The sequence below is a fragment of the Arthrobacter sp. 9V genome (genome assembly GCF_902506065.1).
In the GTDB taxonomy this organism is placed as follows: Bacteria; Actinomycetota; Actinomycetes; order Actinomycetales; family Micrococcaceae; genus Arthrobacter.
Window position 1 is genome coordinate 2,789,318 of sequence record NZ_LR732912.1, and the last position, 14,323, is coordinate 2,803,640.

Here is a 14,323-nt window from a genome sequence, read left to right on the forward strand (position 1 = left end):
TGTGGTCTTTGCGGCTACGGCTTTTTGCGGATGATTGCCATGAACATGGCATCTGTTTGGTGAACGTGGGGCCACAACTGGGCAGTGAGCTCGTGACCGGCCTCAAGGTTTCCGTTAAGGCTCACGTCGTCCAACGCCTGCCCGGCGTCCAACAGTTCCAGGTCCTCACGCTTGGCCAGCACGTCAGTAACAACTGCCGTGGTTTCGGCCGGATGTGGCGAACACGTCACGTAGGCAACCACGCCACCGGGCTTGACGGCATCAAGGGCGGACTTCAACAAGTCGCGTTGCAAGGGGCCCAAGTCTCCGATGTCCTTGGGAGAACGGCGCCACCGGGATTCCGGTCGCCGTCGCAAGGCACCGAGACCACTGCACGGAACATCCACCAACACACGATCGAAAGATTCGGGCTGCTCTCCACCCACCTCACGGCCGTCACCGGTCCGCACTGTCCAAGCCTCATTGGGCACGGCGGACAATGCTTGTTGAACCAGTTTGGCCCGGTGCGGCGCAGGCTCGTTGGCCAGCAGGGTGGCGCCGTCGCGGTAGGCCAAAGCAGCCAGAAGCGCCGCTTTGCCACCAGGGCCGGCGCACAGGTCCAGCCATCGTTCGCCTTGGGCGGGAGGATCGCCCAGCTCAACCCCGGCCAAAGCACGAGCCACAAGTTGCGAACCCACGTCCTGGACACGCGTGGTACCGCGCCGGACCGATTCAAAACGTCCCAGGTCCCCGCCGGCAGAAAGAGCTGAATCTTCCACCAACTCACCAGCTGTGGCCCCATTTTCGAATGCTTCGTCCAGGTTCCCCAGACCGGGCAAAGCCACCAGATTCACCACCGGGGCGGCGTTATCTGCCTCCAAGAGGGCATCAATTTCGGTTTTGGGCCGACCGTGGTTCACCAACGATTGACGCAGGGCACGGACAATCCATTCCGGGTGCGCATGACGCAGGGCAGCGATTTTGGTTTCATCGGATTCGTCATCGAGCAGAATCTCCAACCACTCCACCATGGTGTGGGCAGTGACCTTGCGAAGGACGGCGTTGATGAGCGCCGAGGGGCCGGCTCCGATGACGGCACGTGCCAAACCCACAGTCTGGTCCAGCGCCGCATGGGCCGGAACACGCATGGACAGCAGCTGGTGCGCGCCGATTCGCAAAGCATCCAGGATGGCAGGATCCAGTTGCTCCAGGGGACGGTCTACGCAACGGGCCAGTACAGCATCGTAGGTGCCTTGGCCACGCAAAGCCCCGTAGCTCAGTTCAGTGGCAAAGCCGGCGTCGCGTCGGTCCAGCCGGTGCTCCCGGATACGTGCCGGCAACACCAGGTTTGCGTAAGCATCCTCGGAAGCAACCGCGCGGAGCACTTCATAAGCCACGAGCCTGGCAGGATCAGCGCGGCGCGTGCGCTGCGAAGGAGCGTTATTGGTAAAGCCCCTCTGTGGTCCCCTGTTTCGCTCGCGACCCTGGGCGTTGCGTTTGCTTTCGCTGCCGGTTCCCCGGTTGCCCTGTGAGCCTCGGTTTCCCGCCCCGCCGCCGTCCCGGCTCCCGCTGTTGTTGGGGCCTCGCCGGCCGGACTCACTCATTCGAATACCACTCTCTCAGGTGTTGCCAGGCCGCGCGCCCAATCGGCGGACGACATCATTTTCTTACCGGCCGGTTGGACCCGGCCAAGTTCCACTGCATGGGAACCGGTACCCACCAGCACGGATTTGCCGTCCACTCTGATGCTTCCCGGAGCAAGGTCCTTGATTTCAGGCCGCAGTGTTACTGGTTCAAGTTTGATCCTCTGGCCCTCCAATGTGGTCCAAGCCCCGGGTTCAGGAGTAACACCGCGCGCACGGCGGTTCACAGCAAGGGCCGGTTGCTGCCAGTCCAGTCGTCCGTCGTCGAGCGTCAGCTTGGGGGCAAGGGAGACCTCCCCGTGCTGCGGCTGTGGAGCAGCCTGACCGGCGTCGATTGCCGAGAGGGTCTGGCTCAGGAGCACAGCGCCGCTGATGGAGAGCCGCTCCAGGAGATCGCCGGCCGTGTCCTCCGGACGAACCGTTTCAGTGAGTGTCCCGAACACAGGCCCGGTGTCCAGGCCTTCTTCGAGCTGGAAAGTAGCAGCTCCCGTGACGTCGTCGCCGGCGATGATGGATCGCTGCACGGGCGCAGCACCGCGCCAAGCCGGGAGAAGGGAGAAGTGCAGGTTGACCCAGCCGTGGGTGGGAACGCCCAGTGCAGCCTTGGGAACGATTCCCCCGTAGGCAACGATCGCCGCGACGTCGGGCCTGAATTCCGCGATCCTGGAGGTGGTCTCAGCATCGACCTTTGCCGCACGGATGACCTCGATGCCGAGTTCCATGGCTCGTACAGCCACCGGCGACGGCGTCAGGATGCGTTTGCGCCCCACCGGCGCGTCCGGGCGGGTGAGGACCGCAACGATCTCGAAACCCGCCTTTACGAGCGCGTCCAACGAGGGCACGGCGACTGCAGGCGTTCCAGCGAAGAGAATCCTCACTCTGAAACCCCGAAGCTACCGCCGCCGAAGCTGGATCCAACCGAATTGGCGCGCTGGGAGGTGGTTTGCTCCGTGATGGCGTGGTAATTGGCGTTCCGGATGGCTCGCAGGGCGGCCTTACGGTCCTCGCCTTCCAATCTGTCGGTGTAGAGGACGCCGTCAAGGTGATCGGTCTCGTGTTGGAGACAGCGGGCCAGCATGCCCTCGGCCTCCACCGAAACCGGGTTCCCGTTAAGATCCACACCAGTGGCCTTGGTGGTCCTGTGACGGCGTACGGGGAAACCCAACCCGGGAATGGAAAGGCAACCTTCTACTTCGTCCGGCTGAAAGTCATCACTGTTTTCCAGGACCGGGTTGATGATGTGGCCTTCCACTCCTCCGATGCGGTAAGTAAACACACGCTGACTGACGCCAACCTGCGGCGCGGCAAGGCCGGCGCCTTCGACGTCTTCCATGGTTTCGGTCATGTCAGCTACCAGCTTGGCGAGCTCCGGCCCGAAATCGGTGACGGGGTCAGCGACGGTGCGCAACACCGGATCCCCGATGATTCGGATACTCAAAATTGCCATCTGCTGTCAGTCCTCACTATCGAAAAACCAGGCCCCGGCTGTTGCAGGCCTATGCCAGTTTAGTTGAGGACATGGCCGCTGGAGGTGCTGCGGCAGGCGCCGCACCCGCCGACGCAAAGACGGGCGGGGCCACGGGCAGCAGCGGCTGTCCGGCCGCGACAACGTCCGCTGACATCTCCCACACGCGCCGCAGGGCACAGAACTTCCACCAATGGTGCTTGAGGATGTCCGGATTGGCCCGCTGCGGTCTGACTTCAGTCTCCCCGATTGCTACTGCCAACAACATGGGGCTATCGCCGTACTTCCACGGCTCCCATTCACCTGCGACAGGATCCACCAGGCTTTCTTCTGCTTTCATCCCGGCGGCGAGCTGCATGACCACTTTGTCATCCAGTGCCTTGACTGTTCCGTCCCGGGTAGTGCCTTTGGTCTTGTAATCAATCAGGCAGATGCGGCCGTTGATCCGTGCCACGAGGTCCAACGTCCCGGCATAGCCCACCGTCTTGTTCCACACCGTGATCTCCGGCGCGAGGGGCTCCACCCGGTAGAGCTCCCACCACTCGTCAAAGCGGGCAGCAAATGCCTGCTCTCCATGGGCTGCCAAGTCATCCCTGCACTCCTGCAGTCGGTGCGGCCGCCCCATTGCCCGCAGGGCCACCTGTTCGCAGTAAGTGTGGACGCGGTCTCCGCGCGCTGCGGCTGCATCCCGGTAAACCTCAGCGGCTTTGGAGGCTTTGTTGATTGCCTGGCGGATTTTGGCCGGGCTGCCAAGGATGGCCGGGAGCTCGGGATCCGCAGCAAGGCTGCTTGCTCCCATGTAACTGAACCACCCGTCCAAGGCATGAGCCTGTTGTCCGATCACAGTGGTGATGGACGGCACGGAAAATTGCTCAGTAGTGGAGCGGGCGTACATCCGGCCGTAGTCAGTAGCGTGGGCAAGCAGTGGAGCAGTCATATAAAGACTGTGTCATAGAGGACCGACAGAATTCATCCGCGGAAGATCAGGGCAAGCTGTTCAGGGGAAAGCCTGGCGAGCTTGCCCGCGAGGATAGGGGCTGTCCCGGCCAGATCGGCATAGGCCGGGGCAGGGTCCGTGGCAGCTGGAGGCTCAACTATTTCGTCGTGTTCGCGCATGCCTGATGAGTGCCGCGCCCAGGTGGTTCGTGACGCAGAACAAAAGTACTAGCACTCCGTTCACCGAGAGCTGCGGCCGTCAGCTATCTTCTGTTTGATCCATTTCTTGTGATGTAACCGGAACGGGGATCGGCATGGGCAACGCAGCTCCACAGGAAGAGAATGATCGTGACGGGTCCGTAGTCGCCGAAGGTGATGACGAGCTGGTGTCCCGCGTTCGGGCAGGGGACACCGAGGCCTTTGTGACGCTGTTCGAGCGCCACCGTGGCCTGGCCCGGTATGTGGCTTCCAGGCACACTGATAACTTCGCTGATATCAGTGATATCGTCGCCGACGCATTTGCCGCAGTACTCGAATCACTAACTGCGGGAAAAGGCCCTGATGTATTTTTCCGCGCGTACTTACTGACCACAGTGCGTCGGCTCGCTTACAAGGCCAACCGCGCGGGCTCTCGAACACAGCCCACTGAGGACCGCAGTGTCTTGGATTCTGTGGAGGCCGCCAGGGATCCTGTCCTTGCTGATTTCGAGTCCACAGCGGTGGCGCGGGCTTTCAATGCCCTTCCGGAACGGTGGCAGGCTGTCCTTTGGTACGTGGACATCGAGGGTATGAAACCCGCGGCAGCGTCAGTAGTGCTGGGCTTGAACCCGAACGGGGTTTCAGCGCTGGCACTGCGCGCCAGGGAACGCCTTCGGCAGATATACCTGCAGCAGCACATCGACGCTTCAACGGCAGAGGAGTGCGGCCAGTATTCCTCTCAACTCGGCGCTTACGTCCGCAAAGGTTTAAGCCCACGAGCCAATCAAAAGGTCCAGGCGCACCTGGAGCAATGTTCCAAGTGCACTGCCCTGCTCCTGGATCTGGACCACATCCAAGCAGCAATGAGGGCCGCCCTCTTCCCTCTTCTCACGGGCGCCGCCTTCACTTGGGGGGTCCAGACGCCCGTTTCCCCGGGCGTTCGCTCACCATTGCCTCCGTTACCAAGGACGTGGAAGGTGCCCGTTGACTCACTGACCATTAGAGAAAATGAGTGGGACATCCATCTAACAATGACCCGGAAGCCGCCTGAGGACATGGCTGTTACGGAGTCGTCCGGAATTGCCTTGGAAAGCCAAAAAGCCCCCGGAAGTCCGGGGGCTCTCTTGGTGGGCGATACTGGGTTCGAACCAGTGACCTCTTCGGTGTGAACGAAGCGCGCTACCACTGCGCCAATCGCCCGGTGCATAGAAAACACTAACGGACCATTGCCGGAATGCAAAACGGATCGCGGCTTCGGGACAAGGGCATAACTACAACAATGGAATTACAGCCATGAAACTCGCCCAAATCCGCACAGATTCAAGGATCCAGCCTCCTCAAGCGTCAAAGGCAGGCTACCGATTTGGAGTTTGCAACAACCTCCTATAGAGTTTTTACTCGTCGGAAAGCGACGGAATGCCTGCAGGGCTGCCCGCCGAAACGACACTGCGGACGTAGCTCAGCTGGTAGAGCACCACCTTGCCAAGGTGGATGTCGCGAGTTCGAATCTCGTCGTCCGCTCGCAAGGCACTGTCAAGGCAAGTATTCCTCGGAATCCTGCTTACACGGTGGGTTGGCCGAGAGGCGAGGCAGCGGCCTGCAAAGCCGTATACACGGGTTCGAATCCCGTACCCACCTCGGTGAAAACCATGTCTTCCAGCTGTTGGCTGGATGCATGGGCGATTGGCGCAGCGGTAGCGCGCTTCCCTGACACGGAAGAGGTCACTGGTTCGATCCCAGTATCGCCCACCAGAACAAGGCAACTTGTTTGTTGTTGAAGGCCAGGCATTAGCCCGGCAGACAGCATGTGCGGACGTAGCTCAGCTGGTAGAGCACCACCTTGCCAAGGTGGATGTCGCGAGTTCGAATCTCGTCGTCCGCTCTCCTATTGAAGGACCCGGTAACGGGCGATTGGCGCAGCGGTAGCGCGCTTCCCTGACACGGAAGAGGTCACTGGTTCGATCCCAGTATCGCCCACCAGAACAAGGCAACTTGTTTGTTGTTGAAGGCCTGGCATTAGCCCGGCAGACAGCATGTGCGGACGTAGCTCAGCTGGTAGAGCACCACCTTGCCAAGGTGGATGTCGCGAGTTCGAATCTCGTCGTCCGCTCCACACATAAGAAAGCAGCTCTTCGGAGCTGCTTTTTTTGTGCCCGGATTCTGCAAACTATTCAATTCATTAATGGAAGTAACCGATACTCCTCAGAAGAAGTCGCTTTATCTAATGTGATTAGGCTCGCATAATGTACTGCGAGCTCATCACCGTTCCACGCCTATCGGCAGGAGTACCCCCATGAACCAACAGATTGCCTCCCGGTCTGTCCTGAGGCGCAAGCCCATCGACGACATCGAGGAAGAAAACAAACACAGCGGGCTTTTCAAGAGCCTTGGCCTTTGGCAGCTGACAGCTATCGGAGTCGGCGGAATCATCGGAGTCGGCATCTTTTCGCTGGCCGGGCTGGTTGCCCACGGCAGCGACAGCACCCCGGGCGTGGGTCCCGCAGTGCTCTTTTCATTTCTGATCGCCGGCCTCGCGTCGGCCGCAGCGGCGTTGTCCTACGCCGAATTTGCCGGAATGATTCCCCGCGCCGGCTCGGCATATACCTACGGCTACGTCGCCCTGGGAGAGATCATAGGCTGGTTCATCGGCTGGGATCTCCTGCTTGAGTACATCGCGATCGTGGCTGTTGTGGCCATCGGCATCTCCGGGTACTTTGATGCTTTCCTGTCCGGAATCGGAATCCACATGCCTACATGGATGACCTCCACGGCGGATGAGGGCAAGGGCGGCGTCATCAACCTTCCTGCGATCCTGGTCTGCCTCCTTGTGACGTGGATCCTGAGCCGTGGGACCAAGGCGTTCGGCCGCTTCGAATTGGTGGCTGTTGCCATCAAGGTGGTTCTGATCCTGTTCATCATCGGCCTGGGCATCTTCTACATCAACACCGAGAACTACAATCCGTTCATGCCCAGCGGCTTCGGCCCCGTCATGGCAGGAGCCGCAACCGTCTTCTTCGCAGTCTTCGGCTACGACGCCATGAGCACCGCCGCGGAAGAGGCCAAGGACGGCAAGAAGCACATGCCCAAGGCCATCATCCTCTCCCTGATCGTGGCCATGCTCCTGTACGTAGCTGCCACGCTGGTGCTCACCGGCATGCAGAACTACAAGGACATTGATCCCACCGCAGGGTTCGCTTCCGCGTTCACCGGCGTCGGATTGCCTGTCATCGCCACCATCATTTCCGTGTTCGCGGTACTGTCCATCCTTACCGTGATGTTGACCTTCCTGCTGGGTGTCACCCGCGTGTGGTTCTCCATGAGCCGTGACGGGCTGCTCCCGGGCTGGTTTGCCAAGACTGACAAGCATGGCACCCCGCAGCGCGTCACGTGGATCGCCGGCGTAGCCTCGGCGTTCCTCGCCGGAGTCTTCCCCATCAAGGAAGTTGCCGACCTTACGAACATCGGTATCCTGGCTGCTTTTGTTGTGGTCTGCGTATCGGTGATCGTGTTCCGCTACACCAAACCCGACGCGCCGCGCACCTTCCGTCTGCCGTTCATGCCCATAGTCCCCGCGTTTGGTGTCCTGGCGTCGGCTTTCCTCATGTTCCAACTCCACCTGGCAACCTGGGCCCGGTTCGGAGGATGGCTGGTCATCGGCCTGATTATCTACTTTGCTTACGGTCGCCGGCACTCCCTCCTGAACCCGGACAGCCCGCGGCACAAGGTGGGCAGTACGCCGTTGGCTTAGTTTGTCCACAGGCGCCGCGGAACCCTTGGCACCGGCGGAGAACTGGTGTTAGGGTCGGACGCGGAGGAGCGAACTGGCTCCGCGATGGAAGGGAGGTGCCCGTGGGTTTAATTGACGACCTGAAGGGCAAGGCTCAGGGTCTCATTCAAGGCAACGAAGAAGCCATCAAGAATGGCATCGAAAAGGCCGGGGATTTTGTGGACCAGAAGACGGGCGGCAAGTATGCCGGCCACGTCGACAAAGTCCAGAATGCCGCTTCCGACTTCGTGGCCAAGAACGACGGTCAGCCTGGACAGGCTCCCGTCACGGATGAGCCGAAGCAGCCGTAGCTGCCTGAGCCGCCGTACCAGATACGTCAAGGGGGCACCGGTCCCGCCGAGAGGCGCCACCGGTGCCCTTGGCGTTTAATGCGGCGGCAACCGCCCTTGGGGCCATCGGGAACCGGTCCAAGGACTTCCGCGCGTCAGGTACTTTGGACCTTATGCCTTCAGCTTCCACCCATGCCGTGCAACGTCGCGCTCCCAAGGAGACGCTCGGACCACCCGTCACCGCAGGTATTGTCACCGCGTTGGTCGGTTTCACCTCCTCGTTCGCTGTAGTCATCGCGGGCCTGAAAGCTGTGGGCGCCGATCAGGGACAAGCATCCAGCGGGCTGCTGGCACTCACCCTCACCTTTGGACTGGGCATCCTGTGGTTGTCGTGGCGGTCCCGGATGCCCGTGACGCTCGCGTGGTCCACACCCGGAGCGGCGCTGCTCGCCTCGGCTGGAATGCTCGACGGCGGATGGCCGGCTGCTGTGGGCGCCTTCCTGATCGTGGGCGTGCTGATTCTCCTCACGGGACTGTTGCCCGTCTTGGGGAGGATCATGGCGAAGATCCCGACTGCACTGGCACAGGCAATGCTCGCCGGCGTGTTGCTTCCTTTGTGCCTTGCACCCTTCAAATCCTTGGGATCGACTCCCCTGTTCATCGCACCCGTGGTGGTGTGCTGGATTATCCTGATGAAATTCGCACCACGATGGGCGGTTCCGGCATCACTGGTGGTGGCCCTTGCCGTCATCGGCATTCACATTGCGTCCACCGGTGTTCACATACCTGTGGGCAGTCTTCTGCCAAAGCTGGAGTGGACCACCCCTGTTTTTACTGTCGAGGCCGCGGTGGGACTGGCGCTGCCCTTGTTCATCGTGACCATGGCCTCACAGAACATTCCCGGCGTTGCGGTCCTCAAATCGTTCGGTTACACCACCCCGTGGCGGCCGTCCATGCTCGTGACGGGGGCTGGAACCATTGCCGGAGCACCCTTCGGCGGCCACGCGATCAACCTGGCCGCGCTCAGCGCAGCCCTGGCCGCTGGTGAGGAGGCAGGCAAGGACCACGGCAGGCGTTGGATTGCGGCGTTCGTCTCGGGCATTGCCTACCTGATCCTGGCCGCTGCTTCTGCCGCCTTGGTAACCCTGGTGGCAGCCGCCCCGCCCGGCCTCCTTGAAGCCGTTGCCGGACTCGCCCTCTTGGGAACGCTGGCGTCGTCCATCTCCTCGGCACTGGCGGTGGCCGAGGAACGCATCCCGGCCTGCATTACCTTTTTGGTGGCAGCATCAGGCTTGAGCGTTGCCGGCATTGGCGCAGCTTTCTGGGCCTTGGCAGGCGGCATTCTGGTTCGCTGGATACTGAAGAGCCGCGAAACTGTTCACAAAGCCTGATCGTGCTGGAGCCCGACTTCAGGCAGAAAGCCCGACTCAGGCGGGCTCGTGGTTTTGGGCTTCGCGTGCCAGGGCCGTGAGCCTGGAAACAGCGCGGAAGTACTTCTTCATGTAGCCACCGGTCATCATCTCTTCGGTGAAGAGTTGATCGAACGGCACGCCGCTGGCCAGGATCGGCACATCTTTGTCATAAAGCCTGTCCGCCAGAACCACGAAGCGGAGGGCAACGGCCTGTTCCGTGATGGTCTCGACGTCGCTCCACACCACGGCTTCCACGCCGGAAAGGAGTTGGCGGTAGCGGCTGGGGTGCACTGCAGCCAAGTGATTGACGAGCGTGCGGAAATCATCCACGGCCACGGTCTTCCCGTCGAATTCAGCACGCATCCTGTGTTTGAGTTCTTCGGTCTTGAGCGGCGCGGGAGCTGCGGGCAGTCCTCTGTGACGGAAGTCCTCGCCGTCGATCCTGACAACATCAAACTGGTCCGCAAGAACCTGGATCTCGCGCTGGAAGTCCACAGCAGCAAATCGCCCTTCCCCCAGGGAACCGGGGAGGGTGTTGGACGTGGCAGCCAGCTTCACGCCGGCGTCGGCCAGTTCGCGCATGAGCCTGGACATGAGCACGGTATCGCCCGGATCATCAAGTTCGAATTCGTCGATGCACACCAGCTTGTAGCTGCTCAACGCCTCCACGGTCTTGCGGAAGGACAGCGCACCCACCAGATTTGTGTATTCCACGAATGTACCGAAGGCCTTCGGACCAGGAGACCGGTGCCAAAGAGAGGCAAGGAGGTGGGTCTTACCCACACCGAAACCGCCATCGAGGTAAATCCCTGCCCTCGCGGCCGGCGCCTTTTTGCCGAACAACTTCTTGAAGAGTCCCCCACCGTCGTCAGTGCCCACGGCATCGGCAAATCCGGAGAGCAGCTTCACAGCGTTTGCCTGGCTCGGCTGGGAAGGATCCGGCCGGTAACTGTCGAACGATACCTCTCCGAATCGCGGAGACGGGTAGAAGCCTTTGAGGAGTTCTTCCACAGAGACTGCCGGTGTGCGGGCAGCCAGTTGTTCGATCTTTACCACAGTGGTCCGTTCCTTCGGTTTTAGGTCCCCAGCAAGAATACCGGCATCGGACACTGGCGAAACTCTCACGTGACCAAGCCCATGTTTCACCGTGTGACTGCCGGGAAGCATTCCATGCTGCCCGTGGTTAGTGTTGGAGCACGCCCGGCCGGCCCCTGCTCTACCTCTACGGCCTGGCTCCGACCGTTGTCAGTGAAAGGCCATCACCATGTCCTACCCAGTTGAACAGAACGAAAAGTTTGCAGCGTACGCGAACCCGGAACGCCTTGTGTCCACTGAGTGGCTCGCGGCAGCCCTGGCCGACGGCGCCATTGCCGACGGCAACCTTGTGGTTGTGGAGTCCGACGAAGACGTTCTCCTCTACGAAACGGGCCACATCCCCGGTGCCGTCAAGATCGACTGGCACACCGACCTGAATGACGAGGTCACCCGCGACTACGTGGACGGCGCCGCTTTTGCCGCCCTGGCTGCCTCCAAGGGCATCTCCCGCGACAGCACTGTGGTCATTTACGGCGACAAGTCCAACTGGTGGGCTGCCTACGCCTTGTGGGTCTTTACGCTGTTCGGCCACGAGGACGTCCGACTTCTCGACGGCGGCCGTGACAAGTGGATCGCCGAAGGCCGCGAACTGACCACTGACGTTTCCCGGCCCGCGGCCGGTGAATACCCGGAGGTGGAGCGCAACGATGCTCCGATCCGCGCGTTCAAGGAAGACGTCCTGGCACATCTTGGCAACCCCCTCATTGATGTCCGTTCGGCTGAGGAATACACGGGACAGCGCACCCACATGCCCGCTTATCCGGAAGAAGGCGCACTGCGTGGCGGTCACATTCCCACGGCCGCTTCCATCCCCTGGGCGCGTGCTGCAGCCGAAGACGGCACTTACCGCAGCCGGGAAGAGCTCGAAGCACTCTACCTGGGCGAGGCCGGCCTGGAACCCGGTGATGACGTGGTGGCCTACTGCCGAATCGGCGAGCGTTCCAGCCACACGTGGTTTGCACTGAAGTACCTGCTGGGCTTCGATACCGTCCGGAACTACGACGGTTCATGGACCGAATGGGGCAATGCTGTGCGGGTTCCCATCGTCAAGGGTGCTGAGCGAGGCTCGGTCCCGGCAGCCCTCGTCCGCAGCTAGCCCGTCCGCAACCTGTCCGGACGTTGAAGGCATCCGTAGTGTTCCGGTACACAAGAAACATTGACCATTGTTGTGCGTAAGCTGGAAGTGATGAGTACCAATACTTTGCCCACCGCCTTGGCGGAGATCGTTGACGACTTTCAGGCACTGACGGAGCCGGACCGTTTGCAGCTCCTTCTCGAATTTTCGAGGGGTTTGCCGGAGCTTCCGGAGCGCTTGAAGGACCACCCTGAGCTTCTGGAACAGGTGGTGGAGTGCCAGTCACCGCTGTTTCTCACTATTGAGTCTGAGAAAAATCCCGACGGCGGCGCCCGCGCCTACCGGCTCTTCTTCAAAGCACCTCAGGAAGCCCCCACTACCCGGGGCTTTGCAGGAGTCTTGCACGAAGGCCTGGATGGACTCACGGCAGAGGAAATCCTGGCCGTTCCGGATGATATGCCTGAGCTGTTGGGCCTGACACGGGCCATCACTCCCCTGCGCATGCGCGGCATGACCGCGATGCTGGGCCGTATCAAGCGGAAAGTCGCAGCCGCCAGCCGGCTGGAGAACTGACCGGCTGGAAACTGAAGGGCTTAACCACAGCGATGGCCAAAAAGTTGGCTTCACAGGGAACGCCGGCAACTGCTGCACTTGCAGCGGCCGGCGTTCCTTTCGTGCTGCACCCCTACGCCCATGACCCGGGGGCGGCCAGTTACGGACTGGAAGCCGCTGAAGTCCTGGGCATCGAACCCGAACGGGTTTTCAAAACCCTCATGGTGGAGGTTGAAGGCCGCCTGGCAGTGGCGATCGTCCCGGTATCCGGGAACCTGGACCTGAAGTCGGTTGCCGCGGCGCTCGGATCCAAGAAGGCAGTCATGGCCGACCCCAAGACTGCAGAACGACGCACGGGATACGTCCTGGGAGGAATATCACCGTTGGGGCAGCGCCAGACCTCTCCAACGGTGGTTGACGAGTCCGCCCTGAATTTCAGCGCCATCCTGGTCTCGGGAGGCCGCCGCGGGCTGGACATTGAACTGGCCCCGGCCGACCTCATCCGTCTCACCAAGGCCATCACCGCTCCCATCGGGACCAGCGAAAAGCATTAAGCTGGCCCTTATGCCGCTCCCGCCTGCCCGGGATTGTTCCGCGGAGCCAATTGCCGCTGCAGCCAAGACCGGACCAGGCGCTCCCACCTTTCGGGGTCGACGTTCCACTCCTTGGTGTGACGGGCGCCGTCGAAGGGTTCAAATGTGACCATCTCCGGGTTCTTTTCCGCGAGGCTTGCGGAAGGCCCGAAGGGCACATAGTCATCGTCCACGCTGTGGATCAGCAAAGTGGGTGTCCGCAGTTCCACGGCTCGCGTCTCCCAGTCCATGGCTTTCAAGTCCACCGGCGCGGATAGTCCGGTCAGCCTGCGTCCCAGCGGATGGCTCAGCATCATCTGACCGTAGCGCCCCACGTTGTAGGGAATTCTGTTCATCTCAGCATGATGAGCCATGACGTTGACCCAGTTGATGACAGGGGCATCCAGAACCAAAGCGCGGATGAGGTGGCGGTGTTTGGACAGGTCCGCTGTTTGGAGGCTGATGGCCCCGCCCATGGACCAGCCGAACAGTACGATCTCCTGCGCACCACGCTCCACGGCATATTCGATCGCGGCCTCAACATCGCGCCATTCCGTGGATCCCAGGCCATAGCGCCCATCCGGGGCGGACGGGGCCAGTCCGTCATTGCGGTACGAGATCAGCAGGCTGTCCATCCCCAGCTCCCGTGCGGTCCGGACGGCGCGTAGCCCTTCCAGGCGTGTAGCGCCGCGTCCATGGACCATGATGGCGCAGATCGGCGACGCCGCAGATGCTTCGGCCCGGATTAACCAGGCGGGTGCCTTCCCGCCGTCGATCTCTATGTCCACATCCTCGGCGGCCAACCCGATCGCGGCGGGGTCCGGGTACGTTGCCCCGCTCCACCATGCGCGGCGGGCCTCTGAGAGGTTCCCGCTGTAGACCTCCTCGACTTCGCGCAGCACGGTCTGCTCGGCGGGCGAGTAGGAGACAATCCGCCCGATCCTGGCGTGTCCCTTGCCGCCGGAGAAGAACAGGCTGAACACACCGTCAATGGTGCTGTCCGGTGTGGCCGCCAAAATAACCTGGGGACCTTTGTCACCGCGGATCACGGCGAGGACTTCCTGGTCCTCGTGACGGGCGGCAGGGGTGATGACCCGGCGGGCGAAGTACACGGCGAGCGCCGAGGATCCTGCTCCCACCAGACCGGCAAGGGTGCCGCCCGCAAGGAAGCCGGCGATTGCCCATTTGGTGCGGAGGGAGAGTTTCTTGTCTGCAGCGTCGCTCGCTGGCGGGGTTGTCGATGCCATGGTTCCATTGTTGCTGCTCTCCGGCGCTGCCGTGTGCAGGTGTGGGCCGCGCGGCGTTGCCGTCCGGGGAATGCCGGCGCGCGAATCAGATTC

At 61.6% G+C, this 14,323-nt stretch carries 14 protein-coding genes and 7 tRNA genes; 13 read left to right on the plus strand and 8 right to left on the minus strand.

The window, feature by feature from the left end; all coding sequences use genetic code 11:
* Nucleotides 1-14: 14 nt before the first annotated feature.
* Genes BACI9J_RS12845 through BACI9J_RS12865 form a run of 5 tightly spaced genes read right to left on the minus strand, consistent with a single transcriptional unit; the run spans nt 15 to nt 4,203 of the window.
* Complete coding sequence (locus BACI9J_RS12845) at nt 15-1,583, minus strand: RsmB/NOP family class I SAM-dependent RNA methyltransferase (RefSeq protein WP_159734731.1); 1,569 nt, start codon at nt 1,581-1,583, stop codon at nt 15-17.
* Nucleotides 1,580-2,500, minus strand: a complete 921-nt coding sequence (fmt, locus tag BACI9J_RS12850; protein WP_159734732.1) for a methionyl-tRNA formyltransferase — start codon at nt 2,498-2,500, stop codon at nt 1,580-1,582. The genes BACI9J_RS12845 and fmt overlap by 4 nt, the downstream gene beginning before the upstream one ends.
* Nucleotides 2,497-3,069 carry a peptide deformylase gene (gene def, locus BACI9J_RS12855; RefSeq protein ID WP_159734733.1) on the minus strand — a complete coding sequence of 191 codons (573 nt, stop codon included), beginning with the start codon at nt 3,067-3,069 and terminating at the stop codon, nt 2,497-2,499. Before def ends, fmt begins: the two co-directional genes overlap by 4 nt.
* 49 nt (nt 3,070-3,118) lie before the next feature.
* On the minus strand, nt 3,119-4,024 hold the full coding sequence (locus tag BACI9J_RS12860; RefSeq protein WP_159734734.1) for a cytochrome: 906 nt from the start codon (nt 4,022-4,024) through the stop codon (nt 3,119-3,121).
* Nucleotides 4,025-4,056: 32 nt separating this feature from the next.
* On the minus strand, nt 4,057-4,203 hold the full coding sequence (locus BACI9J_RS12865) for a hypothetical protein (RefSeq protein ID WP_159734735.1): 147 nt from the start codon (nt 4,201-4,203) through the stop codon (nt 4,057-4,059).
* Nucleotides 4,204-4,337: 134 nt separating this feature from the next.
* On the opposite strand from BACI9J_RS12865, the gene BACI9J_RS12870 reads away from it, so the two are divergent.
* Complete coding sequence (locus BACI9J_RS12870) at nt 4,338-5,390, plus strand: sigma-70 family RNA polymerase sigma factor (protein WP_159736465.1); 1,053 nt, start codon at nt 4,338-4,340, stop codon at nt 5,388-5,390.
* Here the strand turns inward: BACI9J_RS12870 and BACI9J_RS12875 are convergent.
* Nucleotides 5,347-5,421 (minus strand) — tRNA-Val (locus BACI9J_RS12875). The genes BACI9J_RS12870 and BACI9J_RS12875 overlap by 44 nt on opposite strands.
* 248 nt (nt 5,422-5,669) lie before the next feature.
* On the opposite strand from BACI9J_RS12875, the gene BACI9J_RS12880 reads away from it, so the two are divergent.
* The 9 genes from BACI9J_RS12880 to BACI9J_RS12920 all read left to right on the plus strand — a co-directional run bounded on the left by BACI9J_RS12880 (nt 5,670) and on the right by BACI9J_RS12920 (nt 9,668).
* Nucleotides 5,670-5,742: transfer RNA gene (locus BACI9J_RS12880), tRNA-Gly, on the plus strand.
* Nucleotides 5,743-5,788: 46 nt separating this feature from the next.
* Nucleotides 5,789-5,859 (plus strand) — tRNA-Cys (locus BACI9J_RS12885).
* A 39-nt stretch (nt 5,860-5,898) separates the two neighbouring features.
* Nucleotides 5,899-5,973: transfer RNA gene (locus tag BACI9J_RS12890), tRNA-Val, on the plus strand.
* A 57-nt stretch (nt 5,974-6,030) separates the two neighbouring features.
* Nucleotides 6,031-6,103, plus strand: a tRNA-Gly gene (locus tag BACI9J_RS12895).
* 23 nt (nt 6,104-6,126) lie between these two features.
* Nucleotides 6,127-6,201 (plus strand) — tRNA-Val (locus BACI9J_RS12900).
* A gap of 57 nt (nt 6,202-6,258) precedes the next feature.
* Nucleotides 6,259-6,334: transfer RNA gene (locus BACI9J_RS12905), tRNA-Gly, on the plus strand.
* A 180-nt stretch (nt 6,335-6,514) separates the two neighbouring features.
* Nucleotides 6,515-7,969 carry an amino acid permease gene (locus BACI9J_RS12910; protein WP_159734736.1) on the plus strand — a complete coding sequence of 485 codons (1,455 nt, stop codon included), beginning with the start codon at nt 6,515-6,517 and terminating at the stop codon, nt 7,967-7,969.
* 95 nt (nt 7,970-8,064) lie between these two features.
* Complete coding sequence (locus BACI9J_RS12915; RefSeq protein WP_014921420.1) at nt 8,065-8,298, plus strand: antitoxin; 234 nt, start codon at nt 8,065-8,067, stop codon at nt 8,296-8,298.
* Between the two features lie 152 nt (nt 8,299-8,450).
* Complete coding sequence (locus tag BACI9J_RS12920) at nt 8,451-9,668, plus strand: benzoate/H(+) symporter BenE family transporter (RefSeq protein WP_159736466.1); 1,218 nt, start codon at nt 8,451-8,453, stop codon at nt 9,666-9,668.
* A 36-nt stretch (nt 9,669-9,704) separates the two neighbouring features.
* On the opposite strand, the gene zapE is transcribed toward BACI9J_RS12920, so the two are convergent.
* Nucleotides 9,705-10,745: a cell division protein ZapE gene (gene zapE / locus BACI9J_RS12925; protein WP_159734737.1), complete on the minus strand. Its 1,041-nt coding sequence runs from the start codon at nt 10,743-10,745 to the stop codon at nt 9,705-9,707.
* A 208-nt stretch (nt 10,746-10,953) separates the two neighbouring features.
* On the opposite strand from zapE, the gene BACI9J_RS12930 reads away from it, so the two are divergent.
* From BACI9J_RS12930 to ybaK, 3 genes are all read left to right on the plus strand, one after another.
* The gene (locus BACI9J_RS12930; protein ID WP_159734738.1) at nt 10,954-11,880 is read left to right on the plus strand and encodes a sulfurtransferase; all 927 of its coding nucleotides are present in this window, start codon (nt 10,954-10,956) and stop codon (nt 11,878-11,880) included.
* Nucleotides 11,881-11,970: 90 nt separating this feature from the next.
* Complete coding sequence (locus BACI9J_RS12935; protein WP_178995486.1) at nt 11,971-12,432, plus strand: SufE family protein; 462 nt, start codon at nt 11,971-11,973, stop codon at nt 12,430-12,432.
* Nucleotides 12,433-12,464: 32 nt separating this feature from the next.
* Nucleotides 12,465-12,965 (plus strand): Cys-tRNA(Pro) deacylase, encoded by a 501-nt coding sequence (gene ybaK, locus BACI9J_RS12940; protein WP_159734739.1) that lies wholly within the window; start codon nt 12,465-12,467, stop codon nt 12,963-12,965.
* 8 nt (nt 12,966-12,973) lie between these two features.
* On the opposite strand, the gene BACI9J_RS12945 is transcribed toward ybaK, so the two are convergent.
* On the minus strand, nt 12,974-14,230 hold the full coding sequence (locus BACI9J_RS12945; protein WP_159734740.1) for an alpha/beta hydrolase family protein: 1,257 nt from the start codon (nt 14,228-14,230) through the stop codon (nt 12,974-12,976).
* Between the last annotated feature and the right edge of the window lie 93 nt (nt 14,231-14,323).

Bases quoted from the DNA above. Each gene is read 5' to 3' on its own strand.
- BACI9J_RS12845 (WP_159734731.1), bottom strand. From the start codon at position 1,583: ATGAGTGAGTCCGGCCGGCGAGGCCCCAACAACAGCGGGAGCCGGGAC.
- def (WP_159734733.1), bottom strand. From the start codon at position 3,069: ATGGCAATTTTGAGTATCCGAATCATCGGGGATCCGGTGTTGCGCACC.
- BACI9J_RS12860 (WP_159734734.1), bottom strand. From the start codon at position 4,024: ATGACTGCTCCACTGCTTGCCCACGCTACTGACTACGGCCGGATGTAC.
- BACI9J_RS12865 (WP_159734735.1), bottom strand. From the start codon at position 4,203: ATGCGCGAACACGACGAAATAGTTGAGCCTCCAGCTGCCACGGACCCT.
- BACI9J_RS12870 (WP_159736465.1), top strand. From the start codon at position 4,338: ATGGGCAACGCAGCTCCACAGGAAGAGAATGATCGTGACGGGTCCGTA.
- BACI9J_RS12910 (WP_159734736.1), top strand. From the start codon at position 6,515: ATGAACCAACAGATTGCCTCCCGGTCTGTCCTGAGGCGCAAGCCCATC.
- BACI9J_RS12920 (WP_159736466.1), top strand. From the start codon at position 8,451: ATGCCTTCAGCTTCCACCCATGCCGTGCAACGTCGCGCTCCCAAGGAG.
- BACI9J_RS12930 (WP_159734738.1), top strand. From the start codon at position 10,954: ATGTCCTACCCAGTTGAACAGAACGAAAAGTTTGCAGCGTACGCGAAC.
- BACI9J_RS12935 (WP_178995486.1), top strand. From the start codon at position 11,971: ATGAGTACCAATACTTTGCCCACCGCCTTGGCGGAGATCGTTGACGAC.
- ybaK (WP_159734739.1), top strand. From the start codon at position 12,465: ATGGCCAAAAAGTTGGCTTCACAGGGAACGCCGGCAACTGCTGCACTT.
- BACI9J_RS12945 (WP_159734740.1), bottom strand. From the start codon at position 14,230: ATGGCATCGACAACCCCGCCAGCGAGCGACGCTGCAGACAAGAAACTC.